Origin of the sequence: Pseudomonas sp. GM74 (genome assembly GCF_000282455.1) — a bacterium.
Lineage (GTDB): Bacteria > Pseudomonadota > Gammaproteobacteria > Pseudomonadales > Pseudomonadaceae > Aquipseudomonas.
The window spans coordinates 50,806-67,913 of sequence record NZ_AKJG01000047.1 but is presented as its reverse complement, the minus strand read 5'-3'; the positions used below and the strand labels follow the sequence as shown (position 1 = coordinate 67,913).

Below are 17,108 nucleotides of genomic sequence, written 5' to 3'. Positions count from 1 at the left end.
TGCGGAGATATCAGATGCGTTACTCGCAGGACCATAAAGCCCAGACCCACCAACGCATAATCAAGGAAGCTTCAGCACGATTTCGACGCGACGGTATCGGCGCGACCGGGCTGCAACCCCTGATGAAAGCATTGGGCTTGACTCACGGTGGTTTTTACTCGCACTTCAAGTCCAAAGATGAACTGGTAGAAAAAGCCTTGCAGGAGGCTGGCGCACAAGTCGACGAGTTGTGCGCGCAAATCTTCGCCGAGGAAAAGCCACTCGAAGCCTTCATCGACGCCTACCTGTCCGAATGGCATCAAACCTCACCCCACGAAGGCTGCCCTCTGCTGACCATTTCCTCGGAACTGGGGCTGCGTGGTCAACCGAGTCCGACCAGCGACGTCGTGCTCCAGGCGCGACTCGATCAGATCCAGCACACCCTTGAGGGTGAGCACACCGCCGACCGCAGCATCGTCATCATGTCTACGCTGGTCGGCGCCTTGCTGTTATCGCGCAGCGTCGCCGACGCCGAGTTTGCCCAACGGATTCTCGACGTCGCACGCGAACACCTCAAGCACTCGCAGGATTAACCCTGCCAACGTTTGAACAGCACACTGGCATTGACCCCGCCAAATCCGAAGCCGTTGGACAGCGCATATACGATGGCCATCGGCCGCGCGTTGCCATGAACGATGTCGACACCTTCAGTGGCAGGGTCCGGGTTCTCGAAATTGAGGGTCGCCGGTGCAACCTGGTCACGGATCGCCAGCAGCGTAAAGATCGCCTCGATTCCCCCCGCTGCACCGAGTAAATGCCCGGTCGCCGACTTGGTCGATGTCACGGCAATGCCGTTTTGCGCACCGAACAACGCCTTGATCGCCGCCAACTCACCCAGATCCCCCACCGGAGTCGAGGTTGCATGGGCATTCAGATGCTGAACCTGAGCTGGTGAAACACCGGCCTGTGCCAATGCCAACGACATCGCCCGTCGCGCACCGTTGCCGTCTTCGGGTCCGGCAGTCAGGTGAAAGGCATCGGCGCTGGTGCCGTAGCCGACCAGCTCCGCCAGGGGTTGAGCGCCCCGGGCCAGCGCATGGTCCAGAGACTCGATGACCAGCAGCCCGGCACCCTCCCCCATGACAAAACCATCGCGACCACTGTCGAAAGGTCGCGAAGCGCGCTCAGGCGTTTCGTTGTAAGCACTGGACAAGGCGCGAGCAGCCGCAAACCCGGCCAGGCTGACCCGATCGATCGCCGCTTCCGCGCCGCCGCATACCGCGATATCCGCCTCACCTGCACGAATCAGCCGCGCCGCGTCGCCAATCGCCTGAACCCCGGCGGCGCACGCCGTGACCGGCGCTCCCAATGGCCCCTTGAAGCCATGCTGGATCGACACATGACCTGCCGCGAGGTTGACCAGGAATGAAGGGATTGTGAATGGAGACAAACGTCTCGGACCACGGCTATCGGTAGTGCGCACCGCGTCGGCGATCGCGCCGAAACCACCCACACCTGAACCGATGATGGTGGCCGTGCGCTCCTGGGATTCGGCATCCAGCGCTTGCCAGCCGGCTTGCTCCAGTGCCTGACGCGCCGCTTCCATGGCGAACAGGATGAAGCGGTCCATCTTCTTCTGTTCCTTGGGTGGGGTTGCCCGGTCCGGATCGAACCCCGCCTCGGGATCATCCGCCAGCCCAGGCACTGCACCGCCGACCGTGGCCGGCAGATCAGCCACCACCTCTTGCGGTAAATTGCGCAGCCCGGAACGCCCGGCCAGCAGCCGCTCCCAGACCGCTTCGACACCGCTCCCCAACGGTGACACCAGGCCCATGCCCGTTACAACCACTCGACGATCATTCATACCAAATACACCTCAAGCCGATTGATGGCGCTTACCGATAACGGGCTGCGGCCTTGCTTTTCGAAAGGTTAGGCGCCATCACATGACGCGCCGCCACGAACGCATCCCAATCCGCCGCATCAGGCAACGAAGGAATGGTGATGAGTTCACCCTGATCCAGACCCGATAACGCAGCATCGACCATCTCACCCGCCTCCATCACCATTTCCGCAGGAATCTGCGACGCATCGATACCGGAGCGCTCCCAGATCTCGGTTCGTGTCACACCGGGCAGCACCGCCTGGATCTTCACTCCAGTGCCATTCAGTTCGGCGCTCAACGATTGAGTCAAGCTCAATACATAGGCCTTGCTGGCGCTGTACGTCGCGTTGAAACGCTCGGGAAACAATGCCACAACCGATGCGATATTGACGATCGTGCCGCGCCCGGCCTTGGTAAAGCTGGCCGCAGCGGCCGAGGCCAACCGAGTAACCGCCGTGATGTTGAGTTGAATCAAGCGCTCGAGTTGGTCCATATCGGCATTGGCCAGCAAACCATCCGCTGCCACACCTGCATTATTGAGTAGCAGGCTGATACTCGAATCACTACGCAAACGCTGCTCGAGCTTGAGCAGGTCCTCCTTTTGAGTCAGGTCCGCTTTAAGCACCTCGACCCGAACACCATGATCGGTGCGCAGTTTGCTGGCTGCGGATTCCAATCGATCCTGATCGCGGGCAACCAGCAACAGATCAAAACCGCGTGCCGCCAAACGCTCGGCGTAAACCGCACCGATACCCGACGAAGCACCGGTGACGAGGGCCGTACCTGGGGACTGAACAGAATTCATGGCAGTGCTCCTGAGAAACGCAAAGAGAAAACCAGCGCCTGGGTTTCAGGACGCGGTGACGGAACGTCGGTTTATTATAGGCATAATTTAACCAATATATGATAGACGTAATTTTATTATGCTGACAGAGGGTCAGTCTCAATGATCAGGGCCAGAATCAGTCAACGCCCGGAATGTTCCCATTTGCCAGAATGCAAAAAAGCCGGTCAATGACCGGCCCCTTGGCGTAGATTTACAAGTTTAGTTCACCTCAAGCTTATCGCGGTTTTTATCGAGAATGGCTTTGCCGATACCCTTGACCTCAAGCAGTTCGTCAATTGAAGCAAAGGGTCCATTAACCTCACGATACGCAACAATCGCTTTCGCCTTGGCCTCGCCCACACCGGACAGTTCGCGGTGCAGTGTCGCTGCATCCGCCGCATTGAGGTTGATTTTGCCGGACTGCTCTTTCTCTGAAGCTTCCATCACCACAGGAGGATTTCCAGCTTCCTGTTTGACTGCAGGTGCAGCTACGACGGCAATTGAAGTGCTGGTCAGCAGGGCAAAAACGAGAGAGTAGAAATAGCCAGTACGCATAAATGACGCTCCATGACATCGATTGAGAAAGCAGCTTTTCCGAAGCTGCCTTCAAAACTTAGGTGATGTCTGGAGCGTGTCAAAAATGTGTCTGTTGCAGGATGTGGAGTAATCAGGGCTCGAGACGGCGCTGCTGGTAGATCCAGTCGACAATCTCGCCGTCGGGGGTGTAGCCGCTGACGGTTTCGCGCAGGAGTTGGCGGACGCAGGAGTAGTCGTCCTGCTCGACTGCGGCCAGCAATTCCGCCAGCTTGACTTTGAGAACCTCCCAGGAAAGGTAGTCCTCAGTGGCGGTCATGATCATTGGATGAGGCGTTGCGGCTACGTTGTCGCCGATCAACAACTCTTCATACAGCTTTTCACCAGGGCGAAGGCCTGTGAACTCAATAGAGATATCTCCATGGGGATTTCTCTCCGAGCGCACACTGAGACCGGACAGGTGGATCATTTTTTCCGCCAACTCGACAATCTTTACCGGCTCGCCCATGTCCAGAACGAAAACATCGCCTCCCTGCCCCATTGAACCTGCTTGAATCACAAGCTGGGCCGCCTCGGGGATCGTCATGAAATAGCGAGTGATCTTCGGATGAGTAACCGTCAGTGGACCACCGAGTTGAATCTGCTTGTGAAATAGCGGGATGACAGATCCTGAAGAGCCCAGGACGTTGCCGAATCGAACCATCGTAAAACGGGTTTTGTTGACCCGCGAAACATTCGAGGCGTCCCCAAACAACACAGGTGCCAATTCCTGGCTCAGTGCCTGGAGCGTCATCTCGGCCAGACGCTTGGTGCTACCCATGACGTTGGTAGGCCGTACTGCCTTGTCCGTTGAGATGAGTACAAAATTGGCAACATTGGACTGCAACGCAGCCTGCGCAGTATTGAGCGTACCAATGACGTTGTTGAGTACACCTTCGGCGATGTTGTGCTCAACCATCGGGACATGCTTGTAAGCCGCAGCGTGGTAAACCGTATCGACACGCCACGTCTTCATCACGTCCAGCAGTTTTTCCTGATTACGGACAGACCCAAGGATCGGCAGCAACTTTACAGGCAAAGACTCGCGTGCAACCCGCTGCTCCAATTCGGACATAATGCTGTAAAGATTGAACTCGCTATGCTCAAACAACAAAAGCGTAGTAGGTCGCAACACCAGTATCTGGCGGCAAAGCTCAGAACCGATCGATCCACCTGCCCCCGTCACCAGCACGACCTGGCCCCTGATGCAGTGCTCGAGCAGATCGCCTTGCGCAGGCACGGCATCACGCCCGAGCAGGTCCGCGATATCGACTTCCTGAATGTCGTCAACTTTTACACGACCGCTCGCCAGATCCATAAAGCCGGGAACACTTCGGACATGCAGCGGAAAGCCTTCCAGGTACCCCAATATTTCACGACGCCGCCCGCGATTTGCCGACGGGATGGCTAAAAGGATTTCCTGAGCGCCGGTAACATCGATCATTTTCTCAATATGCTTGGGCTCGTAAACGTGTAATCCCGAAATGACCCGGTCAGCAATACTAGTGTCGTCATCGATAAACGCGACAGGTCTCATCAATCGTCCCATGCGAAGCGCTGCTACCAGCTGGTTTCCAGCGGCTCCTGCCCCGTAGATTGCAACCTTTGGCAACCCCTTGTCTCTATTCGTAAACGGGACATGCTGAGCAGCAGTAAGCCAATCGCCAAGAAAGTACTGGCGCATTGCTAGTCGCAACCCACCAATCATCAATAAGCTGAGCCACCAATAGTTAAAAATGATCGAGCGGGGAATAACAGTCTGATGATTGCTATACCAATAGACCACGAGCCCGAGGATCAGCGACGAGAGACTAACCGCCTTCACGATTTCAATCAGTGCGTCGTTTCCGAAGTAGCGCAAAACCGCACGATACAATCCGAAGCGAATGAACAGCGGAATCGCGACAATCGGTGCACACACGAATAACCAGGTGTGCGCCTGCAGTGGATTTACGATCTCGTCAATACCCAAGCGAACGACGAATGCCAACCAAAGCGCAGCCCAGACCAGGAAAATATCGGTCGCAACTTGCATCAGCCTTTTTTGGCGTCGCGGAAGCTGCAGTAGCCATTGGCGAAGCATCTCAATATCCTTTTCAAATAAAGCAAACGACAAGCTTAAAGCTCAAGCGTGTTTATCTCAAACAACTTCAAGCGACACATCACACTTCGCGCTGACCAGCTTTGAATCGCAATGCCAGCACAAGCAAGGGTGCATAAGCCACCAACAATCCGACGAGACCATCAAGCAGGCCTATCGCCACCAGTATGGCAATTGGTAACAGCCAAACCACATTTATACCGGTTACTGAAAGCGTTACAGGTAAATGGCTTCCGTACTGTCGTGACGCGTACTGATAAGCATGACTGCGATGCGCCTCGTAAACCTTGTCGCCTCTAATCAGTCGAACGAAAAGCGTGCATGTCGCGTCGACAATGAACGCGCCCAGGAGAATCAGCCACCCCCAAAACAAAGCGGGGTTTACCCACGCTGCCTGCAATGACAGAAAACCTAGCGTTATGCCCAGGAAACCGCTACCGGCATCGCCCATGAAAATTCGCGCCGGAGGGAAATTCCAATACAAGAAACCGGCAACAGCCAGCGCGAGCGCCACCGGCCCCCACACAGAACCGGGATTTCCTGAAACGATGTACAGGATTGCTCCACCCAGGCAAACAAAAATGGCTTCCATGCTCGCCAATCCATCGATCCCGTCCATAAAGTTGTACAGGTTCAATAACCAGACCAGATAGAAGCTTCCAAATAAATACGCCGCCCATCCTAGATCAATGGCCATGCCGAACAGGTGAATCGCCGGCATTCCGTTGAAAATCACCATTCCGATGATTGCCGACGAAAAATGGCCTAGCAGTCTCCAACGTGCCGGGATATGACCGTGATCGTCGAGAAAACCAATGATCGCGACAAGTCCCCCGGGCACCAGGACAGCCAAGGCGACGGACCATTGAATCTGTTGAGTCACAGCAAGAAAAATCGCACTCAAAAGGAAGGAAACCACGATCGCGACCCCTCCTCCCCTGGGGGTGGGTAACACGTGGGAGCTCCGCGCGTTTGGGACATCAATAAGGCTATTGGACAATGCATATCGACGTAGAACAGCAGTGCCTACCAGAGCGCCAACAAACGCCAAAGGTAAAATCCAATATAAGTTCGTCATCAGTGATGTTCCAAAAATTCTTTGGCTGTTTTGTCTAGAGCGTCTTCGACTGATACAGCCGGGTACCATCCAAGAAGATGCCGGGTCTTTTGTATGTCTACTTGCAGTGATCCACACAAACGCTGGGAAAGTGATCGACGTCCCAACGCAACAGCACAAAATGCCAACATCTTTTCAGGAACCGGAAGCAGCCGACTCTTGACCCCTAGCGCCTTGGCAGTACGTTGTAATAATTCAGTTGTAGACAAATCAACACCATCACTGACCAAAAATGTTTGTCCCGCGGCATTGGGGTGCTCAATGCAAACCATAATCAAACTGACGAGATTGTCGAGTGAAACCAAACTTCGCTTGTTATGAATAGAACCAAATGGCAGCGGAATACCCTTGTAGAGCCAAGCCATCATATTTCTAAAATTAGCTTTTACACCTGGGCCATAAACCAAGGTAGGCCGAATGATGACAACTTCCATACCAGTTTCTTTCGAAATAACCCGCAATGCGTCTTCGGCTTCTTTTTTGGAAACACCATAGGCATCGGATGGGGCAGGCTTATCGTCAGCGGTAAACGGCTTATCGCAATTTGTCTGCTCCCCGTTTACCTTTATGGAACTGATAAAAATAAAACGTTTAACTCCCGCTGCGGCAGCCTGCCGAGCAAGATTGATTGTGCCTTCAACATTAACCTTCCTGAACTCGGCTAACGCATCCTGCTCTACTTCCTTCATAACGTGAACCCGTGCGGCAGCATGAACAACAACTGCAGCGTCCTTTACTCCGGCACGCCAATCAGTAGCAGAGGATATATCCGGAACTGAGAACATTGACGAAGAAAGTTGTTGGCCATCTTTTTTTGAACGCACGACAGCCACTGGGAAATATCGCTCGACTTTATCCAGCGCGCTCACCACCGCGGATCCGACAAAGCCACTTGCCCCTGTAACTACGATACGTAGGGGGACCTGAACTGAATCAATAGTCAATTAAAAAACCTCTTATATTCGTTAATCAACAGTTCAGAGCAGGTATTCGCACTGAATTCGGTAATGGCCCGCATTCTCGCAGCCTCCCCCATCGCCTCCAATAATCGAGCATCATTCAATATCGAAACAATGGCTTGCTCAAGTGAAGCAGAATCCCTGACAGGAACCAAAATTCCCGTCTCACCATTTACTATCGCATCTGACAAACCGTAAATATCAGTGCCTACCGTAGGGGTCCCCATGGCCGCTGCCTCAATGACAACGGTGCCGAAGCCTTCGCGATAGCTGGGTAGACATAGCAGGTCCGCCAGAGCCATATACTTTTCAGGCTCGTTTGAATAACCGACAATTTTAAGGTTACGAGTCAAGTCATCCGTAGAGGCGCTGGCGACAATTTCTTCGGCATCGGCTTCAAATGGCCCTACCAGAATGAGAAATACACTTTTATCGGCACGTACAATCTCACCAAATGCCGCCAAAAGTTCTCTGATTCCTTTGTCCGGAGTAACTCTCCCGACAAACAATAGTATTTTGCTGCCCTCCGGAATACCAAGACCACTTCGCAAATCGGCCAACTCCTCCACGCCGTAACGAGAAGAATCAAACCGATCAAGATTTATGCCTGCCAACGACCCACTTCCTAGAACGGAAATTTTTTCAGCTTTTATTACACCGCTGGAAACAAGAAAATTCTTTTGGCTTATACTGTCGGCATAACAATGTGTATTCAGCACTCCTATAACTTTATCACAAAACTTCAGTATTAATTTTTTGGCTCCACCCATCGTCACCCAAGGCTGTCCGGTAAAGGTATGCAGACGGACTTCAGTACCCGATAGAAAACCTGCAATTGCACAAAGCAACCCTGCTTTCGGTGTCGTAGAATGAACCACATTGAACTTTTTGCTTCTGAAAACCTTAATCAGCGATATCAAACTTAACAAATCCTTTACAGGATCTATCTTACGCTCAATATTTACAGGTATATAATTCGTACTTTCCGCTAGCTGACTACTCATTTCATCGTGACTAGCAATAACAGTAACCGCAGCACCAGAAGCTGACAACGCGTCAATCTGCGCTTTCAACTGTGTTAGAACAAAAAAAGGAACAGTTGAAACTCGAGCAACTTTTAAGTTTTTATCCTGCACTGTGAATCCCCCTCTTAACACCTTGGCTCCGTCCATTACCCCGCGTCGAAACAATCAAACCAATAGCTGCAACCACAGGTTGCAAAAAAACACGAATGATATTTAGGAGTACTTGGTCGTAAAACATAAAGATGACTCCACTTATCAGACTATCGGCTGTTTCGTAAAAAGTTCACTGATAGCCTCTGGCACATTTTTTTCAGGAACAAAACCGAGGGTGTCACGAATCTTGGTGGCTGGGTAAGTTGTTTTAGACACTAGTGCGTCAATACGTGCCGGTGTGACAGGTAGACGCAAAAAACGATTGGCTACGGCAACCATCACGCGTAGCAGAGTTTCTGAAACGCTCCATTTCGGACGGGATACATGTTGTGCATCGGCCATTCCGTTTATCAGATCTGACAATGGACAGTCATTAGAAAGATTAAATACCTCACCTCTAGCCAATGGGTGAAATCCACAAAGCATCAAGGCAGAGGCGACGTCCTCAACATGGATATATGTAGCGACGGCATCTCTCCTGGCAGTTCCAATGTAAAAAAACAAGCCTTTCTGTACAATTTTCCCAAGCTGACGAAGCGAATTGTTCGTCATGTTTGCACCAAATACGTTAGACGGCCTCAATATCGAGTAACTGAAGAACTTACTACTTCCACCTTTCATTACCAGTGAGTCGGCTATCGTCTTGGTTTCTTCGTAGGTTCCGTGAGGGTTTTCTTTTGTTGTTTCACTTACAATACGGAGCGCACCTTGGGCAGGGCCATATGCTCCCACACTACTTAATTGAACAAAGTGAATAGGGTGTTCCGGAGATGCCAAACGATTAACAGCTGCAATCAAACGACTGGTGGCATCGACATGAAGTGATCGCATGGCCTTTTCATCGCGGATTTCACCCGCGCAATTGAAAACGACTTCGCAACCGGATACCAAAGAGTCGTAATTCGTTTCAGGGCTCGTCAAGTCAGCCAGCACAACCTCTACACCGCTGAAACTGGTCTCAAAGGAGGTACGAGTTACAACTCTGACTTTATGGCCCGATGCACACAGGCGCGCGAGCAATTGGCTTCCAATAAAACCCTTGGCACCTGTCAGTAATACGAACATCTCACCTCCCCCACTTACAAAAACACATTTTCGTTTCCAGCTTCTTTTGGTTGTTTTCCAGTTGCTAAACTGGCACATGCGAGGCGAATGACGTACCCGATTTCCAAGGGATAGAAAATCCAGGCATAAATGCCAAACCGATCATTATAAGCCACATCAAACATCGCAATATGCAAACAAGAAAGAAACGCACAGATGTAGAATATATACGTTTCGCTTTTTCTGTCCCTCTCTAGCAGTTTAAGCACTATCAACAATATAATAGAAAACGATGAAAACGCCCAGAAATCCCATCTAAACCCTGTGAGATAGTCAATATTATCGACATCAGTATAGTTTATTGACAGACCGTAACCTGACAACAACTCGAACAACATGGACACCAGTAACGAAAAAACCTTAAAGTAGGATGCCAAAGACACCAACACCCAAAAAACAACTACACCAAAAACACCAACCCCCATTATTTGCTTTCGAAAAAGCACAAAAGGAAAGTAAACCAATGAGGACTTATGAAATAATGTTGCCAACAGTGAAAACACTAAACCTCGACGCCAATAGTTTCTCACACAACAAACCAAGGCAAAATTCACAAAGCAAAGAGCAAAACCTTGACGAATAATATTTGCCGTCAATGAAAAAAAGAACGGATAAAATAACAAAAACCCAAAAGCAGGGAGCACCCAACCAGAGCTACTGCCAAATACAACTTTCAGCAAAAGGTAGTAGGACCATAAAAACATAAATGCAACAAAGAAGAAAAAACACTGATAGCTCAAACCAAGAAAGCCAAAAAAACTGACCACACCGATAAAGCCTGGCTCAAAGGTTTGAAATGGATTTTCGAGACCAGAATTAAAATCGTTGTAAAAATTTATATAGACCTCAGTATCACCTTCCATATCAAATGGTCGATTAGATATATAATAGGACGCCAATACAATCGCAAGAAAAACGATAAAAACCTCTATCGTGCGAAACAGATTGCTCGCCCTGTTATCAGGCACCATCGCTCTCACTGCAGTCAATAACAGTAGAAAAACACTTATCACATACAGTGGTGTGCCATACAACTCTAAACCAGCCATTTTCTCGCCTCGATCAGCCTCACATCGTACTGTTCTCTAGTCAACGAACTTTGCTCTCAGGGCCTACATGCTTTCTGACACTTACCGTATCCATAAACTTGTGTAGTCGGAAGTAGTAAAAATTGCGCAACAGAAAAACCAACCCCTTGAATGTGCACTTGCGAGTAGATTTCGCCATCGCCAGGAACGTGACAATAAAATTAGAATATAGATCTTCTCTCAGTTCTGGTAGCTGATAAAAATATCGATACAAATCATCAAAATAAATCGTATACGATTTTATTTTCCCTTTGGTCGTCGACAAATAAGAACCTGCAGATGGATTGCACCGATATTTTACTAACGGAGAGTTTATGTAGGCTGCCTTGCCGTCAGGAAGTAAAGAATCGATAACGAAGAACCACTCCATAAATTCTCGAGTGATGACTGCCTTCCTGGAGGTTCGACGATAGGCGTAGGAACTGTGAACCGCAATCGCTCCCCAGCGGGCCATTTCCTGAAGCGAGATAAAAGAAACCAGGCTTGCGTCAGAACTTGGGTACTGTGTTTCAGAAGAGTAAGAACCGTCATCAGAAAAATAAATAGCTTTATGGAACACGACATTTACATCTGCGTTCTCTTTAAAAATATTATACTGCTGCTGAAGCTTCCCCGGCAGCATGACATCATCACCATCAAAATGATAAACAACATCTCCTGACGCCATCTTGTGGACACCATGGTAATTCAAGGCGGCGCCAACGTTTTTCTCTCTCAACAACAACTTTATTCTACCTTCGTGTTTGCTTGAGTACTCACGAAGTATTTCCTGTGTTCGATCGGTTGAACAATCATCCGAGACAATAATTTCACAATCAAAATCTATATCCTGAGAAAGGATACTATCCAGACATTCCTCTATGTAATCCTGTTGATTATAACAAGATACAACCACGCTCCCGGATAACATCAAGCATTTCTCCTTTTATAAATCACAAAGCCGAAAACCGAAACAATAAAATAAATTACATTCATTATTAAGTTAGCGATAAAAGCGCCTTCGACGCCCTGACCACTATTCAAAAAAAACAGACTTAAACTGCAAAACACCACACCCTGAGTCAGTTCACTTAGCAAATATATTTTAAGTGCCGCCCGTGCCACAACGACGAAACTTATCACGTACGTGGTAACACGAAAAAAATCTGCTAGCAGTTGATACTTGATAAGACCTTCAAGCTCGGAAAACTCGGACGAAAGCAGTAATGGAATTACGTATTGACGAAGAGCGAAAAACAACGCCCCACCCAATACAAAAATAACCATAACGAGCTTCATAAACTTAAAAACCAGAGGTGTAATTTCCGCCACCTTAGTCTTTTCTGAAACCATTGGCATAAAATAAACAGCGAGAAATATCGTAAAAAAACCCATGTATGCACTGGATAACTTTATCGATGCCTGCCAAATACCCGCTGCTACAAATCCAACATGCTCAATAATTTGCTCACGAACAATAATTTCGACCAATGGAACACTGATTGCTCCAACTGTTGCCATCAACGTAAAGGACAACAATCGTTTAAAACCCTGCTTCTCAAACTTGAAACCAACGGGCAACTTCAAGAAAATAGATTTACAGTAAAAATACAGTGCCGGTATCGAATAAAATGAGAAAAAAAGCACCATCGATATCGCTGCACCGACAAAGTCAAACCTCTTAATCAAGATCCAGCTTACCGGAAGAACCAATATATTTCCGACTATTTGTATAACCGCAAATGTCTTGGTATCACGAAGACCATTTGCGACTCCCGTCACTAGATTGGTAAAAGCAAACCCAAACTGAGCAACAGAAAGAAACACCACAATCCAATAGTAATCAGGCGTTTTAAAGATATAACTGGAGATAACCCTGGAAAAAGAACACCCCAACAAACACACAACAACACAAAAAACTAAAGAATAAGCTTTGGAAACCGCAATCGTCTTCAGCAGTTCCTTAGGTTGTTTTTTGTACTGTGCGACGTATTTGATAAGGCCGTTTACAATCCCTCCCCCTGCAAGCAGAGAAAGCATGGTGACAGCACTCATAAAGTGTCCCAATTGCCCCATACCTTCTGCACCGAGGTATACAGCAACAAGCTTGATGAAGGCGAAACCAACTCCGATTTTCGAAATCTGGGCGAGACTGGTTAAAGCGGCGCTGATTAGCGCACGCTTGTTATCAGAGAAATTTTTTGTAACTTCACTGGCCGGATGCATGAACCGCACCGATGACAACAGAAGTTACTCGATCTATGTCCTTCTTTTGCATTCCGTACCAAATTGGCAGACGAATCAGGCGCTCACTCTCAACTGTGGTGCAAACATCCTTGCCGTGAAAACGACCAAGCCGCAATCCCGCAGGCGCTGAGTGGAGTGGAATGTAATGGAAAACTGCACCGATCTCCTGATCTTTGAGCAAACCCAGTACTTTTGTTCGAACGTCGATATCCCGAACTTTTATATAAAACATATGGGCGTTGCCGACACATCCATCAGGTGTCGTGGGAAGCTCGACATGGCCAGCATCGGAGAGCTCTTTTAATGCCAGATAATAACTTTCCCAGATATGACGTCTTGCACTATTTATCTCGTCCACTTTTTCGAGTTGACCGAATAGATAAGCAGCTTGCAGTTCTCCTGGAAGATAACTACTACCCACATCAACCCAGGTATATTTATCAATCATACCGCGAAAAAACAGACTGCGATTAGTCCCTTTCTCTCGAATGATCTCCGCCCGAACTATAAATTGTTCATCATTTATCAGTAGCAGTCCACCTTCACCACCACTCGTATAGTTCTTTGTTTCATGAAAACTATAGGCCGCCATGTGGCCAATGGTACCTAACGCCTTACCTTTATAGGTCGACATCATACCTTGAGCGGCATCTTCGATAACAAACAAGTTATGTTGCTTTGCGATGGACATAATTGTGTCCATTTCGCAAGCAATCCCCGCGTAATGGACAGGCACAATAGCTTTTGTTTTGTCGGTAATTGCAGCCTCAATTAGCGTTTCATCAATATTCATAGTGTCAGGGCGAATATCAACAAATACGATTTTTGCACCGCGCAATACAAAAGCATTAGCTGTGCTGACAAACGTATAACTAGGCATGATCACTTCATCGCCCGGTTGAATATCAACCAGCAGAGCAGCCATTTCCAGAGCCTGAGTACACGACGGCGTTAACAACGCTTTTTTGCAGTGTAGCTTTTCTTCAAACCAACGTTGACAACGAAGGGTAAACTCCCCGTCACCAGACATCTTTCCGCTGCGCATTGCGGAAATGACGTATTGATCTTCATTTCCGGTATAAGGTGGTTTATTAAATGGAATAGTCATTTTTGTTCATCCAGAAACATTTGTTCGAGTGCCAGGAGATCTCGCTTGCGCTCCTTCACTCGCTCAGCAGGAACACCAACGTAAATCCCCCATGGATCAGTGCTTTTCGTAACCAATGCCATAGCACCTATCGAGCAGCCCTCTTTAATAGTGACTCCAGGCATCACTATTGCTCCTGCACCAACTATTACATGGCGCTCGAGCTTAACCTTCTCGAATATTTCATTTTTATATTTTTTTGGAACCAACGAGTTAGTAAGTGTGGCACCACTGTAATCGTCTGATTGCGAGAAAATTTTTACACCATAAGCCAGCGTACAGAAGTCGGAAAACTCGATACCTGGCTCTCCACCAGCAACGAGGCACATTGGTGTAATATGATTATACTTACCAAACACCACGCGCCCCGACACCACGCAAAAATCATCTATTCGCGTGTAATCCCCAAGGTCAATCAACTCTGGGTTATAGATAGCAGCCTTGTCACTGATTTTTACTTCTTCCCCTAGGGTTCTGAAACCTAGTTCACTCAACTGTATTGCGCTCAAGTACGCCATAGGCCACCCATGTAGAACTCAACTCAAACTCTAAACAAATTACTTTTCATCAATCTCGTCAACCAGACTCAACAGATACTGTCCATAACTGTTTTTCTTCAGTTCATTGCCAGTCCTTTTGAGCTCTGCAACGGTCAACCACCCATTATTAAAGGCAATTTCCTCTAAACAGGCGATCTTGTAACCTTGGCGCTTTTCTATTGTTTCAACAAAATGCGAAGCCTCGAGCAAGCTTTCGTGTGTACCGGTATCCAGCCACGCAAATCCTCGCCCCAGAAGTTCGACATGCAAACTTCCTCGCTCCAGATATGCCTGGTTTATACAGGTAATTTCAAACTCGCCGCGTGCAGAAGGCTTGACTTGCTTTGCAATTTCAATCACATCATTGTCGTAGAAATACAACCCGGTTACTGCGAAATTCGACTTTGGCTTGAGTGGCTTTTCTTCAATAGAGATCGCTTTACGACTTTCATCGAACTGAACAACACCAAATCGTTCCGGATCCTTCACTTGATAACCGAATACTGTGGCGCCGCTTTTACGCTTCGTCGCCTCTTGGAGCATGGGCGTAAACCCCTGGCCATAAAAAATATTATCGCCAAGCACCAAACACACCGAATCCTTGCCAATAAATTCCTCACCGATAAGAAATGCTTGTGCAAGACCATCGGGACTTGCTTGAACTGCATATGTGAGGTTGACACCGATCTGACTGCCATCAGCAAGCAAACGTTGAAATCCAGCTTGATCCTCAGGCGTCGTGATAATCAGGATGTCACGGATCCCGGCGAGCATGAGCACAGAAAGCGGATAAAAAATCATCGGCTTGTCGTAAATCGGAAGCAGCTGCTTGGATACCCCTTTCGTCAGTGGGTACAAACGAGTTCCCGAACCGCCTGCCAGAATGATACCTTTCATACTCTTCCCTCGTGCCTGATCCTAGGCTACTCACCAACATTGATACAAACCATCTACCGGCTAAACATAATCCTACACCTGTTTAGTGCTATTTTTCCGATAGACGAACATAAAGCTGTCCCACAAGACAACCAACGCCGTTCAATAGACTTGGCAAATCAAACAACCGCCACGATAAATAAAATCTATCAAAACAAGCAAGATCGCTGCGTGTTATAGGGTCTTCTGTATGCCAACTTTATTGGTCATAAAAAAGTCCCGAATAACTGCAACAACCATCCCGAAAACAAGACCTAAAAACATGCCAGCCAAAATTACAAATAAAAATTTTGGCTTGACTGGTGAGCCCGACTTCTCTACGAGCCCATCTATCCTGAAAGCTTTCGCTTCTCGATAGCTCTTTGAAAGTTGATTATAAAAATTGTACTTCGTTTCTATCTCTCGCAACCGGCTGATAAATGGATCGTCAGACTTCCTTGTTTTCAAATTTTCTATTTCAGCCGTCAGTGCTTTCGTGCCGCGCATGTAGGTAAGATCACCGTCCATGTTGCCTACAATACCAATCGAGGCCTTCGAGTCGCTGCCAACGGTTGGCGGCCTTTCAAGACCAATAGCTTGGGCAACCACCAGGGCCTCACGAAGTTTAATTAAGCTATCTTCTCTTGTCTTGTCTCCAATTTCTCGCAACGAGACTATTTCCTGATGAAGATTTTGAGACTCGATATCATACTCACTGGAGATATTTTTATTGATCTCTTGCATCGCCAATTGCTGTGCACGCGCCAACAGTTGCTCAATCCACTTGGCACCCATTTCCGGATCATTATTCAGGATAACAACGGAGTATCGATCCAACGCATCTTTGCCAACCATGGAAATAACAAGATTCTTAGAAAGCTTCTCATATAACCGCCCCTTAGGATCCTCACTCTTTCCTTGCGCAGCTAAATATGTATTCTTGAAAAACTCGCGACGAAGTGACTCACTTTGCAAGTTCTTCAAAAAAACCGAATAAACGTCCTTTACCGTAAACTGAGGCAACTTTGACTGATCGATACGACCGTAATTTAAGTTCTCAATGTCATTTTGGGTAGGCGGGATCACAAATGCCTTCGCTTCGTACAAAGGTTCAGCGAGGAATGCATAGGAAGCGGCTACGAATGTTCCTAGCAGCGCCGCGCACAAAATCACAATTTTTTGTCGCCAAAGTGTATGAGCAAGCGCGTGCAAATCGAGACCATCATTGACTACAGAATTACTTGAACCAACCTGCATATCCTAAAACCCTTGAAATAAAAAAAACCATAGCCCCAACCATGTAAAACACCTTCAGCTCCTCTCCGCACGCGCCCCACTTACTCAAATCAGTGCCCTTCAATGAGTCTAGTCACACATCAAGGTGAAAATATTTTATTTAAACATGGAAAAAATTTTAAAAATCATGATATCTAGAGTAGAAACGCTACTCATTGAAACGACAGTCCTGGTT

The 17,108-nt window shown here is 48.1% G+C and carries 16 protein-coding genes; 1 reads left to right on the top strand and 15 read right to left on the bottom strand.

The genetic code is table 11. The annotated features are described in order from the left end of the window. The first annotated feature begins 14 nt into the window (after positions 1–14). Positions 15–572, top strand: a complete 558-nt coding sequence (locus tag PMI34_RS17320; protein WP_008049032.1) for a TetR/AcrR family transcriptional regulator — start codon at positions 15–17, stop codon at positions 570–572. On the opposite strand, the gene fabF is transcribed toward PMI34_RS17320, so the two are convergent. The 15 genes from fabF to PMI34_RS17390 all read right to left on the bottom strand — a co-directional run bounded on the left by fabF (position 569) and on the right by PMI34_RS17390 (position 16,894). Next, positions 569–1,843, bottom strand: a complete 1,275-nt coding sequence (gene fabF / locus PMI34_RS17325) for a beta-ketoacyl-ACP synthase II (protein ID WP_008049031.1) — start codon at positions 1,841–1,843, stop codon at positions 569–571. The two genes, PMI34_RS17320 and fabF, sit on opposite strands and share 4 nt — an antisense overlap. A 31-nt stretch (positions 1,844–1,874) precedes the next feature. Beyond that, positions 1,875–2,669 carry an SDR family NAD(P)-dependent oxidoreductase gene (locus PMI34_RS17330; protein ID WP_008049030.1) on the bottom strand — a complete coding sequence of 265 codons (795 nt, stop codon included), beginning with the start codon at positions 2,667–2,669 and terminating at the stop codon, positions 1,875–1,877. Positions 2,670–2,909: 240 nt separating this feature from the next. Beyond that, positions 2,910–3,245: a ComEA family DNA-binding protein gene (locus PMI34_RS17335; RefSeq protein WP_008049028.1), complete on the bottom strand. Its 336-nt coding sequence runs from the start codon at positions 3,243–3,245 to the stop codon at positions 2,910–2,912. A 112-nt stretch (positions 3,246–3,357) separates the two neighbouring features. Then, entirely contained in the window at positions 3,358–5,346 is a 1,989-nt protein-coding gene (locus PMI34_RS17340) for a polysaccharide biosynthesis protein (protein ID WP_008049027.1), read from the bottom strand. Between the two features lie 79 nt (positions 5,347–5,425). Further along, entirely contained in the window at positions 5,426–6,442 is a 1,017-nt protein-coding gene (locus PMI34_RS17345) for an MraY family glycosyltransferase (RefSeq protein ID WP_032829562.1), read from the bottom strand. Further along, positions 6,442–7,425 carry a UDP-glucose 4-epimerase family protein gene (locus PMI34_RS17350; RefSeq protein WP_008049025.1) on the bottom strand — a complete coding sequence of 328 codons (984 nt, stop codon included), beginning with the start codon at positions 7,423–7,425 and terminating at the stop codon, positions 6,442–6,444. The genes PMI34_RS17345 and PMI34_RS17350 overlap by 1 nt, the downstream gene beginning before the upstream one ends. After that, positions 7,422–8,612, bottom strand: coding sequence for a glycosyltransferase (locus PMI34_RS17355; RefSeq protein ID WP_238538778.1), 1,191 nt, complete (start codon positions 8,610–8,612; stop codon positions 7,422–7,424). Before PMI34_RS17355 ends, PMI34_RS17350 begins: the two co-directional genes overlap by 4 nt. A gap of 108 nt (positions 8,613–8,720) precedes the next feature. Continuing rightward, positions 8,721–9,683, bottom strand: a complete 963-nt coding sequence (locus PMI34_RS28045; RefSeq protein WP_008049022.1) for an NAD-dependent epimerase/dehydratase family protein — start codon at positions 9,681–9,683, stop codon at positions 8,721–8,723. Between the two features lie 14 nt (positions 9,684–9,697). Beyond that, positions 9,698–10,771, bottom strand: coding sequence for an EpsG family protein (locus tag PMI34_RS17360; protein ID WP_008049021.1), 1,074 nt, complete (start codon positions 10,769–10,771; stop codon positions 9,698–9,700). Positions 10,772–10,811: 40 nt separating this feature from the next. Then, on the bottom strand, positions 10,812–11,720 hold the full coding sequence (locus PMI34_RS17365; RefSeq protein ID WP_008049019.1) for a glycosyltransferase family 2 protein: 909 nt from the start codon (positions 11,718–11,720) through the stop codon (positions 10,812–10,814). Continuing rightward, positions 11,720–13,015, bottom strand: coding sequence for an O-antigen translocase (locus tag PMI34_RS17370; protein WP_086790179.1), 1,296 nt, complete (start codon positions 13,013–13,015; stop codon positions 11,720–11,722). The genes PMI34_RS17365 and PMI34_RS17370 overlap by 1 nt, the downstream gene beginning before the upstream one ends. Further along, on the bottom strand, positions 12,999–14,144 hold the full coding sequence (gene rffA / locus PMI34_RS17375; RefSeq protein WP_008049014.1) for a dTDP-4-amino-4,6-dideoxygalactose transaminase: 1,146 nt from the start codon (positions 14,142–14,144) through the stop codon (positions 12,999–13,001). Before rffA ends, PMI34_RS17370 begins: the two co-directional genes overlap by 17 nt. After that, positions 14,141–14,701 carry an acyltransferase gene (locus tag PMI34_RS17380; RefSeq protein ID WP_008049012.1) on the bottom strand — a complete coding sequence of 187 codons (561 nt, stop codon included), beginning with the start codon at positions 14,699–14,701 and terminating at the stop codon, positions 14,141–14,143. The genes rffA and PMI34_RS17380 overlap by 4 nt, the downstream gene beginning before the upstream one ends. Before the next feature lie 39 nt (positions 14,702–14,740). Beyond that, positions 14,741–15,619 (bottom strand): glucose-1-phosphate thymidylyltransferase RfbA, encoded by an 879-nt coding sequence (gene rfbA / locus PMI34_RS17385; RefSeq protein ID WP_008049010.1) that lies wholly within the window; start codon positions 15,617–15,619, stop codon positions 14,741–14,743. 213 nt (positions 15,620–15,832) lie between these two features. Further along, positions 15,833–16,894 carry an LPS O-antigen chain length determinant protein WzzB gene (locus PMI34_RS17390; protein ID WP_008049008.1) on the bottom strand — a complete coding sequence of 354 codons (1,062 nt, stop codon included), beginning with the start codon at positions 16,892–16,894 and terminating at the stop codon, positions 15,833–15,835. Between the last annotated feature and the right edge of the window lie 214 nt (positions 16,895–17,108).

Excerpts from the sequence above, each read along its gene's own strand:
- PMI34_RS17330 (WP_008049030.1), bottom strand. The coding sequence starts at position 2,669 with ATGAATTCTGTTCAGTCCCCAGGTACGGCCCTCGTCACCGGTGCTTCG.
- rffA (WP_008049014.1), bottom strand. The coding sequence starts at position 14,144 with ATGACTATTCCATTTAATAAACCACCTTATACCGGAAATGAAGATCAA.
- PMI34_RS17360 (WP_008049021.1), bottom strand. The coding sequence starts at position 10,771 with ATGGCTGGTTTAGAGTTGTATGGCACACCACTGTATGTGATAAGTGTT.
- rfbA (WP_008049010.1), bottom strand. The coding sequence starts at position 15,619 with ATGAAAGGTATCATTCTGGCAGGCGGTTCGGGAACTCGTTTGTACCCA.
- PMI34_RS17365 (WP_008049019.1), bottom strand. The coding sequence starts at position 11,720 with ATGTTATCCGGGAGCGTGGTTGTATCTTGTTATAATCAACAGGATTAC.
- PMI34_RS17390 (WP_008049008.1), bottom strand. The coding sequence starts at position 16,894 with ATGCAGGTTGGTTCAAGTAATTCTGTAGTCAATGATGGTCTCGATTTG.
- PMI34_RS28045 (WP_008049022.1), bottom strand. The coding sequence starts at position 9,683 with ATGTTCGTATTACTGACAGGTGCCAAGGGTTTTATTGGAAGCCAATTG.
- PMI34_RS17340 (WP_008049027.1), bottom strand. The coding sequence starts at position 5,346 with ATGCTTCGCCAATGGCTACTGCAGCTTCCGCGACGCCAAAAAAGGCTG.
- PMI34_RS17320 (WP_008049032.1), top strand. The coding sequence starts at position 15 with ATGCGTTACTCGCAGGACCATAAAGCCCAGACCCACCAACGCATAATC.
- PMI34_RS17345 (WP_032829562.1), bottom strand. The coding sequence starts at position 6,442 with ATGACGAACTTATATTGGATTTTACCTTTGGCGTTTGTTGGCGCTCTG.
- PMI34_RS17355 (WP_238538778.1), bottom strand. The coding sequence starts at position 8,612 with ATGGACGGAGCCAAGGTGTTAAGAGGGGGATTCACAGTGCAGGATAAA.
- PMI34_RS17370 (WP_086790179.1), bottom strand. The coding sequence starts at position 13,015 with ATGCATCCGGCCAGTGAAGTTACAAAAAATTTCTCTGATAACAAGCGT.
- PMI34_RS17335 (WP_008049028.1), bottom strand. The coding sequence starts at position 3,245 with ATGCGTACTGGCTATTTCTACTCTCTCGTTTTTGCCCTGCTGACCAGC.
- fabF (WP_008049031.1), bottom strand. The coding sequence starts at position 1,843 with ATGAATGATCGTCGAGTGGTTGTAACGGGCATGGGCCTGGTGTCACCG.
- PMI34_RS17380 (WP_008049012.1), bottom strand. The coding sequence starts at position 14,701 with ATGGCGTACTTGAGCGCAATACAGTTGAGTGAACTAGGTTTCAGAACC.